Source organism: Streptococcus oralis (genome assembly GCF_003942875.1).
In the GTDB taxonomy this organism is placed as follows: domain Bacteria; phylum Bacillota; class Bacilli; order Lactobacillales; family Streptococcaceae; genus Streptococcus; species Streptococcus oralis_BX.
The window spans coordinates 78,856-99,735 of the sequence record NZ_RMVK01000008.1 but is presented as its reverse complement, the minus strand read 5'-3'; the positions used below and the strand labels follow the sequence as shown (position 1 = coordinate 99,735).

The 20,880-nt window shown below is 42.1% G+C and carries 19 protein-coding genes; 4 read left to right on the top strand and 15 right to left on the bottom strand.

From position 1 onward, the window contains the following. Positions 1-8: 8 nt before the first annotated feature. From dltD to D8844_RS09325, 9 genes are all read right to left on the bottom strand, one after another. The gene (gene dltD, locus D8844_RS09365; RefSeq protein ID WP_125423627.1) at positions 9-1,277 is read right to left on the bottom strand and encodes a D-alanyl-lipoteichoic acid biosynthesis protein DltD; all 1,269 of its coding nucleotides are present in this window, start codon (positions 1,275-1,277) and stop codon (positions 9-11) included. Continuing rightward, positions 1,270-1,509, bottom strand: coding sequence for a D-alanine--poly(phosphoribitol) ligase subunit DltC (gene dltC, locus D8844_RS09360; RefSeq protein ID WP_000351972.1), 240 nt, complete (start codon positions 1,507-1,509; stop codon positions 1,270-1,272). The genes dltD and dltC overlap by 8 nt, the downstream gene beginning before the upstream one ends. A gap of 13 nt (positions 1,510-1,522) precedes the next feature. Beyond that, the gene (dltB, locus tag D8844_RS09355) at positions 1,523-2,767 is read right to left on the bottom strand and encodes a D-alanyl-lipoteichoic acid biosynthesis protein DltB (RefSeq protein ID WP_125423623.1); all 1,245 of its coding nucleotides are present in this window, start codon (positions 2,765-2,767) and stop codon (positions 1,523-1,525) included. Continuing rightward, positions 2,764-4,314, bottom strand: a complete 1,551-nt coding sequence (gene dltA / locus D8844_RS09350) for a D-alanine--poly(phosphoribitol) ligase subunit DltA (RefSeq protein ID WP_125423619.1) — start codon at positions 4,312-4,314, stop codon at positions 2,764-2,766. The genes dltB and dltA overlap by 4 nt, the downstream gene beginning before the upstream one ends. Before the next feature lie 20 nt (positions 4,315-4,334). After that, entirely contained in the window at positions 4,335-4,466 is a 132-nt protein-coding gene (locus D8844_RS09345; protein ID WP_008276434.1) for a teichoic acid D-Ala incorporation-associated protein DltX, read from the bottom strand. A 225-nt stretch (positions 4,467-4,691) separates the two neighbouring features. Beyond that, positions 4,692-5,396 carry an MIP/aquaporin family protein gene (locus D8844_RS09340; protein WP_125423616.1) on the bottom strand — a complete coding sequence of 235 codons (705 nt, stop codon included), beginning with the start codon at positions 5,394-5,396 and terminating at the stop codon, positions 4,692-4,694. A 69-nt stretch (positions 5,397-5,465) separates the two neighbouring features. Continuing rightward, positions 5,466-7,292, bottom strand: a complete 1,827-nt coding sequence (gene glpO, locus D8844_RS09335) for a type 1 glycerol-3-phosphate oxidase (protein ID WP_125423613.1) — start codon at positions 7,290-7,292, stop codon at positions 5,466-5,468. 41 nt (positions 7,293-7,333) lie between these two features. Further along, positions 7,334-8,842 carry a glycerol kinase GlpK gene (glpK, locus tag D8844_RS09330; protein WP_125423610.1) on the bottom strand — a complete coding sequence of 503 codons (1,509 nt, stop codon included), beginning with the start codon at positions 8,840-8,842 and terminating at the stop codon, positions 7,334-7,336. A gap of 156 nt (positions 8,843-8,998) precedes the next feature. Beyond that, positions 8,999-10,426, bottom strand: coding sequence for an AcpB/EbpR/MafR family transcriptional regulator (locus D8844_RS09325; protein WP_125423607.1), 1,428 nt, complete (start codon positions 10,424-10,426; stop codon positions 8,999-9,001). 164 nt (positions 10,427-10,590) lie between these two features. Here D8844_RS09325 and hslO point away from each other — a divergent pair, with 164 nt between their 5' ends. Together hslO and dusB are read left to right on the top strand one after the other, a co-directional pair. Further along, complete coding sequence (gene hslO / locus D8844_RS09320; protein ID WP_125423604.1) at positions 10,591-11,463, top strand: Hsp33 family molecular chaperone HslO; 873 nt, start codon at positions 10,591-10,593, stop codon at positions 11,461-11,463. Next, entirely contained in the window at positions 11,450-12,430 is a 981-nt protein-coding gene (gene dusB / locus D8844_RS09315) for a tRNA dihydrouridine synthase DusB (RefSeq protein WP_185756315.1), read from the top strand. Before hslO ends, dusB begins: the two co-directional genes overlap by 14 nt. A gap of 64 nt (positions 12,431-12,494) precedes the next feature. Here the strand turns inward: dusB and D8844_RS09310 are convergent, their stop codons facing one another. Further along, positions 12,495-13,178 (bottom strand): hypothetical protein, encoded by a 684-nt coding sequence (locus tag D8844_RS09310; RefSeq protein ID WP_125388539.1) that lies wholly within the window; start codon positions 13,176-13,178, stop codon positions 12,495-12,497. A gap of 264 nt (positions 13,179-13,442) precedes the next feature. Between D8844_RS09310 and D8844_RS09305 the strand changes: the two genes are divergently transcribed. Further along, entirely contained in the window at positions 13,443-13,673 is a 231-nt protein-coding gene (locus D8844_RS09305) for a hypothetical protein (protein ID WP_125423602.1), read from the top strand. 44 nt (positions 13,674-13,717) lie between these two features. On the opposite strand, the gene D8844_RS09300 is transcribed toward D8844_RS09305, so the two are convergent. The 5 genes from D8844_RS09300 to D8844_RS09280 form a co-directional block, all read right to left on the bottom strand. Beyond that, entirely contained in the window at positions 13,718-14,491 is a 774-nt protein-coding gene (locus D8844_RS09300) for an NUDIX domain-containing protein (RefSeq protein ID WP_125423599.1), read from the bottom strand. 1 nt (position 14,492) lies between these two features. Beyond that, complete coding sequence (gene pnuC / locus D8844_RS09295; RefSeq protein WP_125423596.1) at positions 14,493-15,272, bottom strand: nicotinamide riboside transporter PnuC; 780 nt, start codon at positions 15,270-15,272, stop codon at positions 14,493-14,495. A gap of 9 nt (positions 15,273-15,281) precedes the next feature. Then, the gene (locus D8844_RS09290; RefSeq protein ID WP_125391515.1) at positions 15,282-16,340 is read right to left on the bottom strand and encodes an AAA family ATPase; all 1,059 of its coding nucleotides are present in this window, start codon (positions 16,338-16,340) and stop codon (positions 15,282-15,284) included. A 145-nt stretch (positions 16,341-16,485) separates the two neighbouring features. Continuing rightward, positions 16,486-18,918, bottom strand: a complete 2,433-nt coding sequence (locus D8844_RS09285) for an ATP-dependent Clp protease ATP-binding subunit (protein ID WP_125423593.1) — start codon at positions 18,916-18,918, stop codon at positions 16,486-16,488. Between the two features lies 1 nt (position 18,919). Next, positions 18,920-19,378: a CtsR family transcriptional regulator gene (locus D8844_RS09280; RefSeq protein WP_049518854.1), complete on the bottom strand. Its 459-nt coding sequence runs from the start codon at positions 19,376-19,378 to the stop codon at positions 18,920-18,922. 318 nt (positions 19,379-19,696) lie between these two features. Between D8844_RS09280 and D8844_RS09275 the strand changes: the two genes are divergently transcribed. Further along, a complete protein-coding gene (locus D8844_RS09275; RefSeq protein ID WP_049518855.1) occupies positions 19,697-20,800 on the top strand; it encodes a hypothetical protein in 1,104 nt (367 codons plus the stop codon). Positions 20,801-20,880: the final 80 nt, after the last annotated feature.

The following is a 20,880-nucleotide window of genomic DNA, read 5'->3' as shown; positions in this document are numbered from 1 at the left end:
AGCTCATTTTATTGGAAATCTTTGATGTTCCCATCATAGGTCGCCCAGTCCTTGCTAAAGAAGCGGTCATTCATCTTGTAGTCTGGAGCTGGTTTCGGATCCGTCAAGAAAGGATTGACAACCTTATCAAAAGCTAGCCAACCTAACCATCCTAGATGAATGGTATCTTTAACAAAATAAGGGTCCCCTCCATTTTTTGAAAAATCAGCAATATTGGTAAAACCCTGACTTTCTAATTGGTAACGAATTTTCTCCACTGCATGCTGGTACATCTCTTCACTGAGCCCTGTGTACTCCATCCACTTCTTGTTAACCGGCTGAATGACAAAGAGCACATTGACATTCGACTTAGCAAATTGATTGAGGACCAGCTGCAAATCATTGTACTCGGAGGACTTGAGGAAGTTGTAATTTTTTTGATACCCTTCCCATTTTTTTAAATCCTTTTGAATCTCTCTCGTATAGAAATGATTTTCCATCCCCATATCGTTATTGGTCGTATTTGCTTCTGCGTCCTTACGAACAATTTTTTCTAACTCATCATAAGAAAATTGATCCGGAAGATCTTTTAAATAGTTCTCCACGTGTTCCTTGTACTTGAGTTGTCCTCGAATGGAGAATTGTCCAAAGAGAGCGGATTGTTTTTCGTTGAATCGCGCAAAAATATCAATAGCAACCTGATCAACATCTGATAATTCTTCACCCTTTGACAATTTTTGAACAATGCCTTTTAATGCAACATTAGGATTCTGCTTTAACAATCGAATAGCCGCATGCTTTGCAGCAATGTCACCAGATTGATTTCCCAAAAAAGCTGTTAATTGGTCACTGTTAAAAAATCTCTGAAACGCTGCGGGTTCATAATCTGTCTCCGTAAACCACTGAGGCGAAATCACAAATACAGCCTGCTTATTCTCTATTTCTGGCAAAATTTGCTGTAGGCCAAAATATTGATTGAGAGAGGCTGCTCCTGCTTGACCTAGAAAGTAAGGACGATAGGGACGATGATATTTTTCCGCTAAAACAGCTGGATGGACACTATCAAATCGAATCCATTCACTGGACCCTAGAAAAGGAATAAAACGCATATTTGGATCCGTAAGAGCCCTTACCTTTTGGCTTCTCTCTTTAAAACTCTCTGCACTAACAGAAGCCGCCGAATATTTCTCCTCCGTCAGATTATGGTTTGTTGTACCTGGATAAAAAAAGATGAGTAGAAGAACCAAAAATCCAGCAATGAAGATAGGCCCGAAGATCAGCCACAAGCGTTTAAGCATTCTTCAACTCCGTAATACCTTCTACGATTTTATTAGCCGTATTCCAGTCATCACGACCGAACTCCGTCACTGGAACACGAATGTCAAAACGGTTTTCAATCTCAACAATCAATTCAACCGTTCCCATGCTATCCAAGACACCGGCATCAAAAAGATCTTCATCCATCATGTCAGAAACATCTTCCATAAACAACTCATCAATAATTTCAATAACTTCTGATTTGATATCCATTTTTTATATCCTTTTATTTTTTAAACCATAAATCATTCAAAAATCCAGAAAAGATTAAGAATGAAACCATCACGACATGGAAGGTGACAACCATGCCAAGCAACTGAATCCAGCGATTCTCAGGTAAGGAACCCTTTCCAGCTTTTTTACGTTCTTTATTGAGCGCTTTTTTCTTACGAACCCAAGCGTCATTGATGACCAGCCCAATCCCATGAAAAAGTCCATAGGCGATGTAGTACCAGGTCACACCATGCCAAAATCCCATAATCAGCATATTGAGAATATAGGCTACACTTGAAGTGACATTGCGATTCTTAAAAACCTTCTTTCTGGTCAACACCATGACCATCCGCATAAAGACAAAGTCACGGAACCAGAAGGATAGACTCATGTGCCAACGATTCCAAAACTCTTTTAAATCCCTTGACAAAAAGGGCTTGTTAAAGTTGATAGGACTATGAATACCCATCAAGTTTGAAATGGCTAAGGCAAACATAGAGTAGCCCGCAAAGTCAAAGAAGAGCTCCAGACCAAAGGTGTACATGACCGCTAAAGCGTAGAGGTTAAAGAAACCACCTGTCTGCAAGGCCAAATTTTTCAGCGGAGGCAATAATGTCTCTCCTAAAATGTGAGCCAAGATAAACTTGTAGAGGAAGCCCAGCATGATATATTTGACAGCCTCTTCTAGCATATCCATCAGCTCATCCCGCTCAGGAATGGTCTCGTAATTTTCATTGAAGCGTTTGAAACGATCAATGGGACCACTTGAGAAAGTCGGCATAAAGAGAAGAAAACGTAAGAATTGCCAAATCGTTAAATCCTTGATGACACCGTCTCTCAACTCAACGATAACCCCAACTGCACGAAAGGTCAAGTAAGAAATCCCTAAAAATCCAAACAAAGATTGAGGTCCATGAATAGCAGGAGATACTTTCACAAAGACGATTGGCAATAGGGATAGAAAGCTAACCAGGTAAAATATCCATTTACTATCCCGTTGTTTCCTGTACCTTTTGTAGAAAGATACAAGCAGTACTTGCCAGATAACATAAAGGATCAAAGCGTTTATTTGATTCGTCTTTCCACCGACCAACATGGTGACGATAAAGAAGAGACTAACGAGCACCTCGTACAAGGCAAAACGTTTCTTGAAAAAAAGACCGATAAAGATAGGTAAAGTTGCAACAATTACGTATAAAAAGTACTGAAGATCACCATAAGGTTCCAAATGAGGTAGCTGTTTATAAAGCTCCATCATCTACTGTTTACCTCGTTAATCAAGCCCTTGATATCAATTTTACCATTAGGCGTTAGCGGTAAACTGTCTCGATAGAGAAACTTAGACGGCATCATATAAGACATCATGATATCTGCTAGGTCTTCTTTGATAGCCTTGGTAATATCGATATCACGTTCAAACTGCTGACGGACACCATCCTTTAGGATGACATAGGCCAGTAGATTTTGTACCTTGTGGTCCTTGTTATAACGTGGGACAGCAACAGCAGACTCGATAAAGCGAGACTTGTTGAGGTTTTGAGAGACATCTTCAAGCTCAATGCGATAACCATTAAACTTAATCTGGAAATCCATGCGTCCACCATAGAGAAGTAAGCCTTCATCTGTCATGGTTCCCACATCACCTGTGTGATAGGCTGGCAAGCCTTCAAATTCAAAGAAGGCTTCTGCCGTTTTTTCAGGATTATTCATATAGCCTTTTGAAACAGCTGGCCCAGAAACGATGATTTCTCCCTGTTCACCATTTGGAACTTTCTTACCTTCCTCATCAATGATAAAGGTCGGAGAATCAGCCTTGGTATAGCCGATTGGCAGGCGTTTGAGAGTCTTCAACATCTCGTCTGTTACAGCAACTGCTGACAGGGCTACTGTCGCTTCTGTTGGACCATAGGCATTGATAATACGGGCATTTGGGAATCGCTCGCGCAGTTTTTGAGCTGTTTTGACCGTCAATTCTTCACCATCAAAGTAGAAATGCGTGATTTCTGGCATTTTCTCACTATTAAAGTCTTCTGACAACATAGCCATATCTGCAAAGGACGGTGTTGAGGTCCAGATAGCGATTGGCAAGGAAAAGATGGTCGCAAAGAGTTGCTTAAAGTCCTGAGTGACGGCTGAAGGAAGAGCGAAGAGCGTACCACCTAGTGCCAAGGTCGGCGCCCAGTACATGACAGACAGGTCAAAAGAATAAGGTGGCTGAGCCAGCATTTGTGGACGACTTGGCGTCGCAAATTCCTTGTCTGTAATCATCCAGTTGGTAAAGCTGAGGAGATTGTCATGGGAAATCTGCACTCCTTTAGGCTTACCAGTCGTACCAGAAGTAAAGATGATGTAGTAGTTGTCATCTCCCTTGACTGGATGGGTCATCTCGTAGCTAGAAGCTTGAGCAAAAGCTTCATGGACTTGCTCTAAATTCAGCATCGGTGTGCTAGTTTGCTCTAATGGAAAATCTGAGATGGCAATAATCAAACTTGGTTCTGCAACTTCTACGATAGCAGAAACTCGTTCCAAGGCCGAATGGCTATCAATTGGAATATAGGCATGTCCCGACTTAGTCAGCGCAACAAAGGTAGACAGCATCTCATATTCCTGTCCGCCAAAAACGACGACTGGAGATTTCTCAGGTAAGCCTAGTTGATCGATGGTTGCAGCCAAACTATCCGAATCAGCCTTCAGATCACCATAAGTATGTTCTTGGCCTAAAACATTGTAGACAGGATATGTTGGTTGCGTTTGAGCAAAGTGCTCAATCGTTTCAATCATATCTTTTATCGGTTTATTAGACACTGTTCCTCTTCTCCTTTAAACTAGAACTCATTATAAATAAAGGTGCCTTGGCTCTGACCAAGGTAACTAAAAAAATAAAGCAAACCAAGTAAGATTACAAAATATAGAGCCGTCCGGCCTAAGAATACATGTAAATTTCGTTGTTTTTTCATAAGCTATCCATTAATATATTGTTTCTATTAACTATCAGTATGTATTGTTAGCATCTTATCTTCCTAACATTTTACCACTTTATCAACCTTTTTTTCAACTGTTTACCATAACTTAAAAATTGATTTTAGCTTATTTTAAGATAAGTTAAAATATTAATGTTTTGGCCATCAAAAAAGAGCCTGAGATTTTCATCTCAAACTCTGTTGCCAATAAACTCTTTTATCTTAGAAAAGTGAAAATACGAGAACTGCTAGGGCCGCACCAACAATAGGTCCTACAACTGGAATCCAAGCATAAGACCAGTCTCCGTCTCCCTTGTTTGGAATTGGCAAGATGCTGTGCATGATACGAGGTCCAAGGTCACGAGCTGGGTTCAAGGCATAACCCGTTGTCCCACCTAGTGAAAGGCCGATACCGACAATCAAGGTCCCCACTGCAAAGGTCCCTAAACCGGCTTGAAGGTCATAGAGTCCCAAGGCAAAGATTGTCAAGAGCAAAACAAAGGTTCCAAGGACTTCGCTGATCAAGTTGGATACTGTGTTCTTGATTGCTGGTCCAGTACTAAAGGTCGCTAGGATATTGCCTGCATTTTCTTCTGCCTCATAATGCGGTTTGAATTGCAACCAAACCAAAATCTGAGCCACCATCGCTCCTGCGAATTGGGCTAGGATATAAGGGAAAACAGAAGCCCAAGAGAGCGTTCCTTTTAAGGCCATCGCAAACGTCACAGCTGGATTTAGGTGGGCTGGACTGAGCGTGCCAGATACAAAGGCCGCAACAGCTACAGCAATTCCCCATCCCATAGTAATCACAATCCATCCTGAATTGTTGCTCTTGGTTTTGGGAAGAACCACACCTGCTACAACACCATTTCCTAGGAGGATGAGGATTAAGGTCCCCAAAAATTCTCCAAATAATTCTTTCATCATATCTTTGTCTCCATTTAAAAGAAGGGGCGGGCGACAAGGAATGCTACCCTCCCTCTCTTCTAATTTTTCTTAATTTTTTAGTTCTGCCAAATCGTTTTGAGCAAGAGCTGCCTCGACATCCACACGGTAGGCTGCTTTTTCTTCTTCTGTCCAATCATAGAATCGTCCCATTTCATCCAAAACTGGCTCAACGATGCTATCCAAACTATCACGCATGAAGAGCATGTGGTTGGTACGGCGAAGGAGGAAGTCAACTGGGCTTAGAGCCAACTCATTGCGCATTGCATAGTGAAGGGACAAGGTATCTGCCAAGCTGAGTCCTGGCGCTTGTTCCAAGCTGTGAGCAAGGGCAAAGACTTTCGGTGCATTTGAACCGTAAAGATTTGCGAGATAGTGAGCTTCCTTGCTATCCAAACCACGTGAAACTCCAAGTTGCGCAAAGGCTTCAATTTCAGAGTCCACATTTGCTGGGTTCAATTCTCCACCTGAAACAGGATAAGTCTTCGAGTTGATCAGTTTAAAGCTGCGATCAAATTCGGCTTTGAGGATGTCAACCACGCGCTCCATAGCTCCTTCAGCCATCTTACGGTAGTCTGTGATTTTACCACCAGCAAGGGTCAAAAGACCATTATCATCACGATCCAAGCTCGAACCACGAGAAACTGCAGATGGGTCCAAGTGTTTTTCAGAAGTGCTGCTTTCAAGCTTGCTAACAGCAGATTCAACATCTTCACGCGTTTTTTCTTTCGAGAGATAAGCTTCGACAGTCGCAATCAAGCTATTGAAGCTCTCATCACTAATGGTTCCGTTATTTCCTCCATTGTAGTCAGAAGCGCTATTGCCTGCAATCAATGGACGAAGACCAGCCCAGCTGCTTTCGATATCATCAATGGTGATGTTGGCTTCTGGGAAACGGTTGTTGACAATGCCAAGTAGATAATCCACATCTTCCTGCGTCACTTTTGGATGTTCCAAATCGCCTGTGTAGTCTGTATCCGTTGTACCAAAGTAAGTCTTGTTTTCTCGTGGGAGAACAAAGACCATACGACCGTCACCCAAACCTGTGTCAAAGTAAACTGGCTGTGAAACCTTAATCTTGCTTGAATCCACTACCAAGTGAACTCCCTTAGTTGGACGCATTTGTGAGAATTGTGTTCCCTTATTGGACAAATTACGTACCTTATCGCTCCAAGGACCTGTCGTGTTGATAACCAGACGAGCCTTAATTTCAAAGACTTGGTCTGTCAACAAATCACGAGCTACAACACCTGTAATCTTGCCACTTTCGTCAAAGAGGAAGCCTTCTGCCTTAACGTGGTTGGCAATGAGGGCACCGTCTTGGTTGGCACGTTTGATGTTTTCAATCACGAGACGCGCATCGTTATTACGGAAGTCAAGGTAAACCCCACCTCCTACCAAGCCTTCTTTCTTCAAGTTTGGCTGGCGTTCCAAGACTTGATCCTTGCTCAAGACCTTGTTAGCAGCTGGCGTATTGTTAACACCTGCCAAAAGGTCGTACAAGTCCATGGCTACTTTGAGACGGAAGAGGCTAAAGGTCGCCCCATCTTCATCGTAAACTGGCAAGAGCATTGGATCTGGTTTTGGAATATGTGGAGCGATTTGTTGAACTACTGCACGTTCAGAAACTGTATCTGACACCACTTCTACGTCGAATTGTTTGAGGTAACGCAGACCTCCGTGGACCAATTTTGTTGAACGGCTAGATGTTCCTTCTGCGAAGTCCTGCATTTCAATCAATCCAGTATCAAGACCGCTGGCTGCTGCCTGCAAGGCTACACCAGCTCCTGTAATCCCTCCACCGATAATCAAGAGATCCAAGGTGCGTTCCTGCATTTTTTTAATTGACAATTCACGTGTTTTCTTTGAAAATTCCATATTTACACACTTTCTAACTGAGTCGCTTTATTCTTCCAGTATTAGTCATCGATTTCCGCAAAGACTTGCGTTGCTTTCACAGCCTTCTTCCAGCCCTTATAAAGTTGTTCCTTACGCGATTCGTTCATGGATGGCTCAAAGAGTTCTCCTATCTCGTTCAAGAGTTTCAACTCATCCAAGTCCTTCCAGTAGCCCACTGACAATCCTGCTAGGAAGGCTGCACCTAGGGCAGTTGTTTCCAAGTTTTTAGCGCGAGCAATATCGATTCCTAAGATGTCAGCCTGGAACTGCATGAGGAAATTGTTCATTGCTGCACCACCATCCACCTTCAAGACTTGGATAGCTGTCTGAGCATCCACTTGCATGGTATCGATGATGTCACGTACTTGATAAGCGATAGACTGCAAGGTTGCCTTGATAAAGTCTTCTTTGCTTGTTCCACGAGTTAAGCCAAAGACCGAACCACGAGCATTTTGATTCCAGTATGGAGCCCCTAGACCTGTAAAGGCAGGTACGACATAAACTTCGTCATTGTTGTGAGAATTGAGAGCATATTTTTCAGACTCTGGTGAATTTTCAACCATGCGAAGTCCATCACGAAGCCACTGAATGGCACTTCCTGCGATAAAGATAGAACCTTCCAAGGCATAGTAAACCTTACCGTTGATTCCATAACCAATCGTTGTCAAAAGGTTGTTTTCAGACAACTGCATCTCTTCACCAGTGTTCATAATGATGAAAGAACCTGTTCCATAAGTATTCTTGACCATCCCTGGTTCAAAGGCCAACTGTCCAAAGAGTGCTGCCTGTTGGTCCCCAGCCATACCTGAAATTGGCACTTCCCCACCGTAGAAATGGAATGGAGCAGTCTTGCCGTAGATTTCAGAGTTAGAACGAACTTCTGGAAGCATAGCCTTCGGAATGTTGAGGATTTCTAAAATCTCATCATCCCATTTAAGATCCTTGATGTTATAGAGCATGGTACGGGCTGCATTTGAGTAGTCGGTCACATGAGCTGCACCGTCAGTCAATTTCCAAACCAACCAAGTATCGATAGTACCAAAGAGCAATTCTCCTTTTTCTGCTCGCTCTTGAGCGCCTTCTACATGGTCCAAAATCCAACGAACCTTGGTAGCAGAGAAGTAAGCATCGATAATCAAACCAGTCTTTTCATGGAATTTTTCCACATAACCTTGGCTTTTTAGTTGTTCAGCCAGAGGAGCAGTTTGACGTGATTGCCAAACGATAGCATTGTAGATAGGGAGCCCTGTTTTCTTATCCCAGACGACAGTTGTTTCACGCTGGTTGGTAATCCCGATGGCTTCGATTTGACTTGGTTTCACACCACTTTCGATGAAAGCACCCGCGATAACTGACTGAACAGAGTTCCAAATTTCATTGGCATTGTGCTCAACCCAACCTGCTTGAGGAAAAATCTGAGTGAATTCTTTTTGACTAGAGCTGACCTTTTCTCCTTTTTTGTTAAAAATGATGGCACGAGAACTGGTTGTTCCTTGGTCAATAGCCATGATGTATTTTTCTTGTGACATGTGCTGTCCTCCTGATAAAATCTTGAGGGGGTTCCTCTTTACAGTAACTAGTATACAAAATAAAGCGCTTTCTTGTTCATCAATTTTTTTTAAATTTTAAAAAAATGTGAGGAGATTGTGCGAATTTCACAAAAAAGACCTGAAAACTCAGGTCTTTTAGGCAAAGAGCATCTGACGAATCTTTGCCAAATCCTCCATATCCAAGTCGTTTTTTAAATAATAGATCGGAGTCTGTTCTTTCTTATGAATAGGGTTGTTGGTAATCAACAAATCATAATGTCGACTGGGATCATAGGCTTCAATAGTAATGAAACGATTGTATTCCAAATACCGTTTCAAAAGGGCAGCCATCCTAGAAAAGACAAGGAAACCAGATGTCAAATCCAAACCAATCCTCATATGCTGACCACCATTTTCTGCCATATACTCTATCAACTGGAGCCATTCCCAGAGAATTTTCTTATCCAAATCCGTCCCCTGTTGAAAGGTAGGCAAAATATGAAAAATTCTCTCTGCAGTTCCTCTAAAATCATGTTCCATCAGCAAATAGGGATGGCGATTCTCTGTCTGGTATCTGTACTGATCTTGCAAGATATAGCCCTTGTATAGATAAATTTGACCACAAAGCTGGCTGAGTTCATAGGTGACATGGTCCTCTGTATAGTCCCCCAGCAACTCCTCCTTCTTCATCTCTTGAATCAATTGCGTCAGCAAGTCGGCTAATTGCCCTCCAAAACCAAGGATATACTCCATAGTATGAAGGGGTAAGATACGATGGGAAAGGAGAAATGAAAAGAATACCATCATCTCACCATCCTCAGTTCCTAGAGGGATATGTTGCCCAGCAAAAAAGGACGGAGCCTTTCGAAGCAAACGAAGGTAGAAAATATTGTCAAAATACCCCCGCATTTTTTCTTCTATGACTTGAAACTGACAGGCATTGACCCGAAGACGCTGTTGACTGATGTGAGCCCAGAGAACCAAGTCCAATTTCTGACCTGAAGACAAGCTAGCACCGCAGATTTCTTCTAGGGTAGCAATCTCTTGTTTTCTCTCAGCTTTCTGCATGTGACCTTCCCACTCCTGACTGGACCAGACCTTGCGGAAAAGGCAGAAATAGAAATAGCGAATCTGATGCTCCGGACCTCGCCAACGGCCATTTTGGATGGATAAGTCAAACTCTGACAAAATCTGATTTAGACTAGCTAAGTGGCGACCAAGCGTGGCCTCGCTAATCATCAATTCTTGAGCCAACTGATGAGCTAGAAACTGTTGGTGATAGAGAAGGTAAACCAAAATTTGGTACTTAATGGCATTGTCTAGAAACAAGCTCCGAATCTCTCTTCCCTTGGTAGCTGCACCAATCGACAAACGCAGATTTTCATCTTCCAAGTGGATGGTCAGCTCTAGTCCTCTTTCCAAGGCATTTTCGTTAATCAGAGAAATGTACTTGGTTAGGGTCGCCTTTGAAAATCCTGTTTCTTCCATGGCTTCCTTGACTGTTGTCTGCGAATCTTGTAATAGAAAGGAAAGGACTAAAAATTGGCCAGATTCGGCTTTTTCCATCAAATCACCTAAATACATTTGTTACCCCTTTCATTTTCTCCTACAAGCATAGCATAAATCTTTCAAATGCTGAAATAATCTGTTTCTCATTTTATTTTAAGGTTGATTTCCTCGTCATTATTCCACAGAAACAGCAAACACACGACTCCCCCTTTGGGCATTTTTATGCTAAAATAGTAGCTATGGATAAAATTATTAAAACAATATCAGAAAGCGGAGCCTTTCGTGCTTTTGTCCTTGATAGCACTGAAACCGTCCGCACTGCTCAAGAAAAACATCAAACTCAAGCCAGTTCAACTGTTGCACTTGGTCGTACTCTTATCGCTAGCCAGATTCTCGCAGCCAATGAAAAAGGAAATACCAAGCTAACGGTTAAAGTTCTTGGAACAAGCTCTCTCGGTGCCATCATCACGGTCGCAGATACCAAAGGCAACGTCAAGGGCTACGTTCAAAATCCAGGTGTTGACATCAAAAAGACTGCAACGGGTGAAGTCCTAGTCGGACCTTTTGTTGGAAACGGTCAATTTCTCGTTATCACAGACTATGGTACTGGAAATCCTTACAACTCCATGACTCCCCTCATCTCTGGGGAAATCGGTGAAGACTTGGCATACTACCTGACTGAAAGCCAACAAACCCCTTCAGCAGTCGGCCTCAATGTTCTTTTGGATAAAGACGACAAGGTCGAAGTTGCCGGAGGTTTCCTTCTCCAAGTATTGCCAGGGGCCAAGGAAGAAGAGATTGCTCACTTTGAAAAACGCATCCAAGAAATGCCAGCTATCTCAACCCTTCTGGAAAGCGATGACCATATCGAAGCCCTTCTCATGGCCATCTATGGTGACGAATCTTACAAACGTCTATCTGAAGAAGAAATCCGTTTCCAATGTGACTGCAGCAAAGACCGTTTTATGAACGCTCTTGCCAGCCTTCCAAGCTCAGACTTACAGGAAATGAAAGAGGAAGACCACGGGGCAGAAATCACTTGTCAATTCTGCCAAACAACTTATAACTTTGATGAAAACGACCTGGAGGAACTCATTCGTGACAAATCTTAATACACCCTTTATGATTGGCAATGTTGAGATTCCCAATCGTACTGTTTTAGCACCCATGGCTGGCGTGACAAACTCAGCCTTTCGTACCATCGCAAAAGAGCTCGGAGCTGGACTCGTTGTCATGGAAATGGTCTCTGACAAGGGAATCCAATACAACAACGAAAAAACCCTACATATGCTTCATATCGATGAAGGCGAAAACCCCGTTTCTATCCAACTCTTTGGTAGCGACGAAGACAGCCTCGCACGCGCAGCAGAATTCATCCAGGAAAATACCAAGACTGATATCGTTGATATCAACATGGGCTGCCCAGTTAACAAAATCGTGAAAAACGAAGCTGGCGCTATGTGGCTCAAGGATCCAGACAAGATCTACTCTATTATCAACAAGGTCCAATCTGTCCTTGATATCCCCCTCACTGTCAAAATGCGCACCGGCTGGTCTGATCCATCCCTAGCCGTGGAGAATGCCCTCGCAGCTGAGGCTGCAGGTGTCTCTGCCCTTGCCATGCATGGCCGTACCCGCGAACAGATGTACACAGGTCACGCAGACCTTGAGACTCTTCACAAGGTTGCTCAAGCTCTGACCAAGATTCCATTTATCGCAAATGGTGATATCCGTACAGTACAAGAAGCCAAACAGCGTATCGAAGAAGTCGGTGCTGACGCTGTCATGATTGGCCGTGCAGCCATGGGAAATCCCTACCTCTTCAACCAGATCAACCACTACTTTGAAACTGGAGAAATTCTCCCTGACCTGACATTTGAAGACAAGATGAAAATTGCTTACGAACACTTGAAACGCTTGATTAACCTCAAAGGAGAAAACATAGCCGTTCGTGAATTCCGTGGACTCGCTCCTCACTACCTCCGGGGGACATCTGGCGCTGCCAAACTTCGTGGAGCCATTTCACAAGCTAGCACCCTAGCAGAGATTGAAGCCCTCTTGCAATTAGACAAAGCATAATAGAAAAAACCGTAACTCGCTTGGAGTTTACGGTTTTTTAGCTCCTAGGAAAACCTAGATACTATTATTGAATCAAGGCAACGCTTGAAACTTTACCATCCGCACCTGTTGTAATTTGGATGATTTTTCCGCCACCGATTTTGGCATTATACTTGCCATCATCAAGAGTGTAAGAGTAGCCTCTGATAGAATAGTTTTCTTTCTTTCCATCTGCAGTTTCTACTGTAAACTGGCCCCCTGATGAAACCGTAATAGTTTCGCCATTTGCTCCCTTCCAGTTGCCTGCAGCTGCTGAGAAATCACCATCGACCATGGTTAAAACACCCTTGTAGCGTTTGTTGTGTTCTGCTTGCTTGTCTTGAAGATTGCGGTCAGTTGTTGGATCGTAGCCTGACTGGTTAGACTGAGTTTGAGAGCCTTGCTGAGTTGATGGAGCCTGAGAAGGGGCTTGTTGACTAGGAGCTGCTTGTTCTTGTCTTGATTCAGGTGCTGGTTTCGCTTGTGACTGATCTGCCGTTGTAGAAGACTGACCAGAAGATGCCTGAGCCTTTTCAGATGAAGCTGAGCTTGAAGATTTTTGTGTCTTGCTTTCTTTGCTAGAAGAAGCTGCTTTAGAACTTGATGATTGACTTGTTTTTGCAGAGCTACTGGTTTGAGTGGATTCGTTTTTATTTCCACAAGCTCCCAGTAGCAAGGTAGAAGTCAATACAGTCGCTGCCATCAATTTGATATAGGTTTTCTTTTTCATTTTTCTACTCCTTTGTAACATTTTTGAAATGTTAAGAAATCTTTTTGTAATATAATTGTAACATTGGACCTTGAATCTGTCAACTATTTAGAGAAACTATTTAAAAAAATTTCTCTCTACTATTTCTATTCGTAATCGAAACGAAAAAATAGAAAATTTTTTAGATAAGAGTCCTATTTTTGCATCGCTCTTGTGTAATCGCTTGCATTGCATTAGATAAAGGAATATAATAACATTGAAATAGAATATAGGAGGTGCACTCTTATGCTAAATAAGTATTACAAGTATCTTCCTTGGTTGATTTTGGGAGCTATTGGCTCTTATCAATCAGCCACTTACTATGCGCGAACTGCATTTGATGTCTTCTATCTGACTATAATCTTTATGATTGTTTATATCGCTTTGTTATTTTTGCACGAGAACTATCTCAAGTATCGATATAAAGACTTCTTTACTCACATGTTGAGTAATCCTAAGAAAGATAACCATTCATAAAAAATGATGATAAATAAAAAGGTCGGGAAAAGTTCCCGACCTCTTTATTTCAATCGATAAGTTTTTCTTGGTTTCTTTTTGGGTACTCGTTTGAGTCCGACTTCTTCTACATATTCGCCGTATTTTACGAGAAAGTTATTGCTGACGATTGGGCGACCAGGATTGATGAGATTGACTAGTTCGGTTCCTTCGTAGACAGTGAACTCCTCCTCCAGCAGATAGAGGAAGGTCGGGTTCCAGTCGAGACGGCCTTGGATTCGTTTGATGGATTCTTGGATAATGGCATAATGGTCAAAGGCGAAGGCTTGCTCCTCCAGCTCCACTCCATCTTGGAAGCATTTGCCTGTCTGGAAATCGACATCTACAAAAACGACATCCTTGGCATCGTCACCTGCCTGAACGAGGTCTAAGGCACGACTAGGCAGGTACACCAAGTGGGCAATGGTCACTGTCCAGCCCCGCGGATCACGCCCAGGGGTCGATACGGTCATTAATTGCTCGATTTTTTCCAAAGGTAGATCCAGATTGACTTCTTCTCTCACCTCGCGCTGACAGGCATGTGCAGCATCTTCTCCCTTGTCCATAAAGCCTCCAACCAAAGCCAAACAGTTTTGATAAGGGTGAGCCTTGCGACGGATCAGCAGGAGCTTGATCTTTCCTTCGACAAAGCAGTAGGCTACCATATCTACTGTCACACTTGGTTTTTCATATTGAGGGAGTTCCTGATTGTAGTACCAGTCTAAAAACTCCTCCTGACTGGCATGGATTTCATAATATTCTTTTTCCGTCATCCCGGCTGGAATCATCGTATCTGCCATCTTATGCCTCCTTTCGAACTGCCTTAGTCCATTGGTACCAACCCACTAGACTGTTGAGTGTGTAAACCCAGTACATCCCTTGGATGTGGATATTTTCACCCCACCAGAGGTAGATACTAAAGAGATTGGTTGCAATCCAGAAAATCCATTGCTCACGGTAGAGACGTGTCATCAAGAGCTGACCAACACCATTGGTCGCATCGGTAACACTATCACGGAAAGGGCGAGCACTATTGATACTTTGGTAAGCCAAGCCCATACCAATCCAGATAATGGCGGTCAAGGCTAAGTACTTGAGCCAGTCAAGAACAGATAATTTCTTAGCTTCAAAGTGGGATTCTTCTGGTTTTTCCTGTTCATTGATACGATTGGACAACCAAGCATAGAGACCAATCGGCTGCATGACAAAGAAGTAAACAGTCGTCAAAACTTCTCCATAAAAAGTCGCATTCATGGCCAAGATCAAGTAGATAGCCGAGTTAATGGCCCCAAAAAGATAATTGCTTGCACGCCCTTCTGCTACCAAGATAACACAGACAATCCCAGTCCAAGATGCAAACAAGCTCAACCAGTCATGGCTTTCTGTATTTTGCGTGAACTCTAAGATCAAGGGAACACTTGACAAGGCGATGAGATACAACCACTGGAAAAGACTACGGCCGACAAAGAGATCTTTCCATAGCAGGCGCATGATTCCTGCAAAACCAATCTTGCGGGCTTCAGCATGGACATTGTTAAAGTTTTCGATAAATTGTGTGATTTTTTTAGTTACTGTTTTCATAATTTTCTCCTAATCTGCTTGGTAAATGGCATCAATAGCCACTTTTGCTGCTTCATAATTGCCTAGATAATCCTCTGCTAGATAAACTAAAGGAATGGTGGTTAAGTATCGCTCCCTCATCTGGTCCAAATGCTGGGAAAAACTGTAGCGAATGTGGTCTTCTGCCATGGTCATATCTCTAAATCCGTCATTGACATAGGAACCGACAGGTTGCACAAAGAGAATCAAATCCCATTTTTCCTTGGCCAAGATAGAGGCAAAGAGATTGTCAAAGGTTTCTCCTGATAAGTCCCCTTGGTCCTCTGTCTCCATATAATAGTCATAGTAGCCCTTGGTTACCAAGGAGTTGGTATCGGCTATCACTAGACCTCGATTGGCATTGCTGTCGATTAACTTGGAGGTCTGGTCATACTGTCCCAACAGGAGATAGTAGTAATCCTTTGGAGTCAATTCATCGTCGCGGACATTGTTTTTGATCTGGTACTCACGCGCGTATTCCAGACTAACGGGTGCATCGTAATACCTTGCCAAATCCTTGGCCAGAGTGGTCTTCCCATTGCTAGCACTTCCCATAATCAACACTTTCTTGGTAAACTGACGACGGAAGGGTTGAGCGATGTATTTCCAATATTTGCTTGGATTTTCTCGAATCATAGTCGCTGAGATACCAAACTTTCTTTCTTGCAAGACGGTGCCAAATCCACGCTTAGATAACTCTTGCTGGTAGTCTGCTTCTCCTACAAAAAAAGTCAGTTCTTGCTGGGTTTCATCATAGGAAATCTCCTCTAACATCTGGTCCAACCACTCCTGCCAGCCCATAGGGTAACGGGGAAGGTTGGTCTCATCCAGCTTGCAGACAGAGGTCAATTCATCATCACGAAAAGCCTCTCGAATATAGCGAAATCGTTTTTGAAGACTTAAACCTACCTGCTCACCTCGGTCTCCCTCGTATCCTGAAACGACTACCCAGACCTGGTCACACTGACGCTTCGCTCGCTGGATCAGATCGATATGCCCTTGATGGAGAGGGGCAAAGGTCCCAAATACCACTGCTGTTTTCTTTTTCATAAACGTTTTACCTTTTTATAATTTTTGATATTTTTATTTTCTATGTTTTTATTATATACTATATTTTTGTTTTGTCAATAGTTTTTTATCATTTTTTATAAAAAAGTAGAAAAAAAGAATCAGGAATACTCCTGACTCTCCATTTTTAAGCAATATCAAATTTTAATTGACCAGCTTTGACACCAATCTTGAGAGTCTTGCCTGCTACCAGTTCTCCCTTGAGGAGGATCTCAGCTATCTTATCTTCCACCTCTGTTTGCAGTGTTCTGCGAAGTGGGCGAGCTCCCATTTCTGGATTATAACCTTGGCTAGCTAGCAACTTCAGTGCCGAAGCTTGTAATTTCAAATCGATGCCTTTCTCTGCTAGGCTAGCAATCAATGGTTTCACCATAATCTTGACAATTTCTTGCATGTGTTCGCTATCTAAGCTGTGGAAGACCACCTTTTCATCAATACGGTTGATAAACTCTGGTCGATAAGTTTTTTTCAGCTCTTCAAAGATTCGTTTTTCCATATTTTCCTGGTCAAAACGAATGTCTTTAGCACCAAAGCCAACAGTCTTGTCATCACGAAGAGCCGTCGCACCAAGGTTTGACGTCATGATGATAATGGTATTTGAAAAATCAACCTTGCGCCCCTTGCTATCTGTCAAGACACCGTCGTCCAGAACCTGCAAGAGAACATTAAAGATATCTGGGTGGGCCTTCTCTACCTCATCAAAAAGGAGAACGGAATAGGGTTTGTTGCGAACCTTCTCGGTCAACTCCCCACCTTCCTCGTAGCCCACATAGCCTGGAGGTGCTCCATTGAGACGGCTAGCTGCGAATTTCTCCATATACTCACTCATATCAAAGCGGATAAGGGCTGATTCGTCATCAAAGAGAACTTCTGCCAGAGCCTTTGCCAATTCGGTCTTACCGACTCCTGTCGGCCCTAGGAACATAAAGGAACCAATCGGACGCTTGTGACTGCGAATTCCTGACTGGTTGCGACGAATGGCACGGCTAATACTTGAAACAGCTTGATCTTGACCGATGACACGTTTGTGCAGTTCCGCTTCCAAGTTCAGGTATTTCTTGGCGTCCGTTTGCGTCAGTTTTTGGACTGGGATACCTGACAAGCGACTCAAGGTGGTCAAAATTTCAGATTCTGTTACCAAGTCTTTATAGACAGGGACTTCCTGCTCCTTTGCGATTAGCTGGGCCGCTTGTTTCCACTTGCCATCCATCAAAGCCTTGTCAGCTGGAGTCAAGTCGGATTCGTCTGCTTTCACATGCTTAGATTTGTTTTGCACTGTTGCTGCCGCTTCATCCAATAGATCGATGGCAGAGTCTGGTAAGTGACGACTAGTCAAGTAACGATGCGCCATCTTGACAGCCGTTTCAACGGCTTCATCTGTAATTTGCACACGGTGATGCTTCTCATAGGTCGCCTTCAAGCCTTGCAAAATAGTCATACTGTCAGCTAGATTTGGCTCTTCAATCGTCACTTTTGCAAAACGACGAGAAAGAGCTGCGTCTTTTTCGATGTGTTTTTGGTATTCTTCCTGAGTGGTTGCACCAACTGTTCTCAGAGTTCCGCGAGCCAAGGCTGGTTTCAAGATATTGGCCGCATCTAGAGTCGAGTCAATACCACTCCCAGAACCAATGATGGTGTGGAGTTCATCGATAAAGAGGATCACTTTGCCGTCTTCCTCGATGTCCTTGATGATATTGTTCATGCGCTCTTCAAAATCTCCACGGAAACGTGTCCCTGCAACGACATTCATCAAATCAAGCTCTAGAACGCGCATCTTGGCCATTTCAGCTGGTACACCCCCACTAGCAATACGCTGAGCAAGTCCAAGTGCTAGAGCTGTTTTCCCGACACCCGCATCCCCAACCAAGACCGGATTGTTCTTGGTCTTTCGACTCAAAATCTGAATCATACGTGAGATTTCCTTGTCGCGACCGATAACTGGCTCTAACTTGCCAGAACGCGCTTGCTCCGTCAGGTCATGCGTGTAGTCCTCTAGACCACCACTTTGAGCTTGAGGCATGCCCATCATATTGGCCATGGAATTTTGCTTATCAGCTACTGTACGATGACGTTGACGCAAAGCCTTGAGATCTTCTCTTGTCCATCCTGCACGCTCTTCTAGATTGCGACGAAGAGCAGCAATTCTGACCTGATCTTTCTGGTCTTCATAAGAAAAGCCTGCTCTCTCCAAGATGCGAGTCGCCAAGGCATTGCCGTCATGCAAAATCGCATAGAGGACATGCTCTGTCCCTAGTACCTTTGCGTGGACCACTGAGGCTACATACTCTGCTTCCGCAAAGAGAACCTCCAAACGATGGGAAAAGGGTAATTCTGTAAAGGTTTCGTCTTGGCTATAGTCGGTTTCAGTCAGTTCCAACGCAACCTCTTCTAAACGATCCATTTCATAAGGATAATCGTTTAAAGTCGCACCTGCCACACTGTAACTGTGATTGGACATGGCAATCAATAAATGCCAAGACTCTAGATAACGAGCTCCAAAATGGCTCGCAACCATGTAGGCACTCTCGATACATTCATTCAATGCTTTTGAATAGTTCATCTTACTTCTCTTTTCTATCTACCTCTTGTAATAGCTGTCGGAGCATATTGGCACGGACAACTGAGGATTCTTCCCCTAGGACACGATCTATTGCTACAGAAGTCAGCAAGGTCATCTCCTGCTTGGTCATCAAGTCTTGCTCCACCAAAAGCTGGAGAATATCCTCATAAATCTCCTGACTAACCCGCTCACCAATCGAGTAAAGCAAATCGCGGAGCATCTCATGATGACTGGAAAACTCAATACGCCCTATGCGAATGTAGCCTCCACCACCACGCTTGCTCTCAACTAAGTAACCTCTGCTTTCTGTAAAACGAGTCTTGATGACATAGTTGATCTGACTCGGTACAACCTGGAAGGTATCTGCTAACTGGCTCCGTTGCAATTCCACGATACCAGACTGGTCTAAAATCGCCTTGATATAGGCTTCGATATGATCTGATGTATTTTTAAATCTCATAGTAAATCAAACTCCTTCTTTGAACCTTGACTATCTTTGACTATACTATCATTTAACACTCTATAAGTCAAATTTTTAGAGCTCAGGCCTTGAAAATACTGACTTTCTTTAAAAACATTTAGGCATTAAATCGCCTTAGTTTTTCTTGAAAGTTCCTAAAAAAGTCCACAAAAAGAGCCCTAAAAAGGGCGTAATATTTACGAGTTCAGCAGGCAAGAACTAGCACCTTTGAAGGTGCTTTTTTATTCATCTAATCAATTATCAATAATAATGTTACAATAACTATAATATAAACAATAACTTTCTGAAAGGATTAACATGGATAAGATAGAAATGATTTCTTTTTCAATCCTACTTGATGAAGTTGCTGAAGTAAGGCAACTGCTTGAAAATATTGTAAGTTTGGATAAGACAGTTTATCCAGAACTATCAATAGGTATCCTTCCTTTTGTATCATCTCTCTGTGATGGAATACTAAAGTTTTTACCCAGAGATGTTCATAGTGATTTTCCAAATATTGGAGAACAGGAATTTCAAAAAATAATATCTAGTGTCCGAGTGAGTTATAAGCAATACTCTGATAAAAAATTTAGCAAGGCTAACAAACTGATACTTGAAATAGAGAGACGCTTTTATTCACAAATGGTAGAAAATTACAATTTATTTCAAAAACTCGTAATCAATATTTTTGGACAACATGATTTAGGGGTATATTACTTCAACGAAATTCCATACGCTAACACTAACCAATATCATATTTACCTAGAAAGTATTTTATCGAAAACTGATAAAAAGGATATTTCCTATTTTGATAAAAGAGCTACTGATTTATTTTTTGAATTTAGCAAAGCTTTAGGAACTTTAATTAATTCAGTAAATCAAAAAACTATTAAGAAGCCTACAATCCAGGATATTAAAATTGAAAACTTTGAACAACGTGATTTTTTCTTATTTGAATCTAAAAGAAGGAATTTTTTAACAGGAGTTCTGCCTACGGGCACTCAGTTATTCTTATTTAACATATTATGCCAGAATAATTTTGTAGTACATATTATGCCAAGTGTCTTAAAATCAAAAAATTACTTTTTTACACGCTCGCTAAGCCAATGCTATTTAGTTAGTATTACAGCCTTACGCTTGATTCTTAATAAGGAAAGCTCTTTATTTCCTGATTTCCAACGGGAGAAAGTTGTTGATATCCTTGATCGCAAAGAAAAAGTTTTTAACTTCCGACAAGATTTTAGAAATAATATATTTCATTATAAAATTTCAAATGTCCCATTACAAATATTTACCAATCCCCCGAAATTCTTTGAAGAACTGATTGAATTTCATTCCTCAAAAAATTTTAAAGAGTATCAAAAACTATTATTGGAAGAAATCTTAAAAATAAATGACATAATCAATTCATTTATCAATTGAAAATTAGGTCTTATTTCAGAAAAATAGTTTCATCTCAATTCTATTTTAGAAAAACTAATACTTTTTTCTAAAAACAATAA

Excerpts from the sequence above, each read along its gene's own strand:
- D8844_RS09280 (WP_049518854.1), bottom strand. The coding sequence starts at position 19,378 with ATGAGATTTAAAAATACATCAGATCATATCGAAGCCTATATCAAGGCG.
- D8844_RS09310 (WP_125388539.1), bottom strand. The coding sequence starts at position 13,178 with ATGAAAAAGAAAACCTATATCAAATTGATGGCAGCGACTGTATTGACT.
- D8844_RS09305 (WP_125423602.1), top strand. The coding sequence starts at position 13,443 with ATGCTAAATAAGTATTACAAGTATCTTCCTTGGTTGATTTTGGGAGCT.
- hslO (WP_125423604.1), top strand. The coding sequence starts at position 10,591 with ATGGATAAAATTATTAAAACAATATCAGAAAGCGGAGCCTTTCGTGCT.
- D8844_RS09290 (WP_125391515.1), bottom strand. The coding sequence starts at position 16,340 with ATGAAAAAGAAAACAGCAGTGGTATTTGGGACCTTTGCCCCTCTCCAT.
- D8844_RS09345 (WP_008276434.1), bottom strand. The coding sequence starts at position 4,466 with ATGAAAAAACAACGAAATTTACATGTATTCTTAGGCCGGACGGCTCTA.
- D8844_RS09325 (WP_125423607.1), bottom strand. The coding sequence starts at position 10,426 with ATGTATTTAGGTGATTTGATGGAAAAAGCCGAATCTGGCCAATTTTTA.
- dltB (WP_125423623.1), bottom strand. The coding sequence starts at position 2,767 with ATGATGGAGCTTTATAAACAGCTACCTCATTTGGAACCTTATGGTGAT.
- glpK (WP_125423610.1), bottom strand. The coding sequence starts at position 8,842 with ATGTCACAAGAAAAATACATCATGGCTATTGACCAAGGAACAACCAGT.
- D8844_RS09275 (WP_049518855.1), top strand. The coding sequence starts at position 19,697 with ATGGATAAGATAGAAATGATTTCTTTTTCAATCCTACTTGATGAAGTT.
- D8844_RS09285 (WP_125423593.1), bottom strand. The coding sequence starts at position 18,918 with ATGAACTATTCAAAAGCATTGAATGAATGTATCGAGAGTGCCTACATG.
- dltD (WP_125423627.1), bottom strand. The coding sequence starts at position 1,277 with ATGCTTAAACGCTTGTGGCTGATCTTCGGGCCTATCTTCATTGCTGGA.
- dltC (WP_000351972.1), bottom strand. The coding sequence starts at position 1,509 with ATGGATATCAAATCAGAAGTTATTGAAATTATTGATGAGTTGTTTATG.
- glpO (WP_125423613.1), bottom strand. The coding sequence starts at position 7,292 with ATGGAATTTTCAAAGAAAACACGTGAATTGTCAATTAAAAAAATGCAG.
- D8844_RS09300 (WP_125423599.1), bottom strand. The coding sequence starts at position 14,491 with ATGGCAGATACGATGATTCCAGCCGGGATGACGGAAAAAGAATATTAT.
- D8844_RS09340 (WP_125423616.1), bottom strand. The coding sequence starts at position 5,396 with ATGATGAAAGAATTATTTGGAGAATTTTTGGGGACCTTAATCCTCATC.
- pnuC (WP_125423596.1), bottom strand. The coding sequence starts at position 15,272 with ATGAAAACAGTAACTAAAAAAATCACACAATTTATCGAAAACTTTAAC.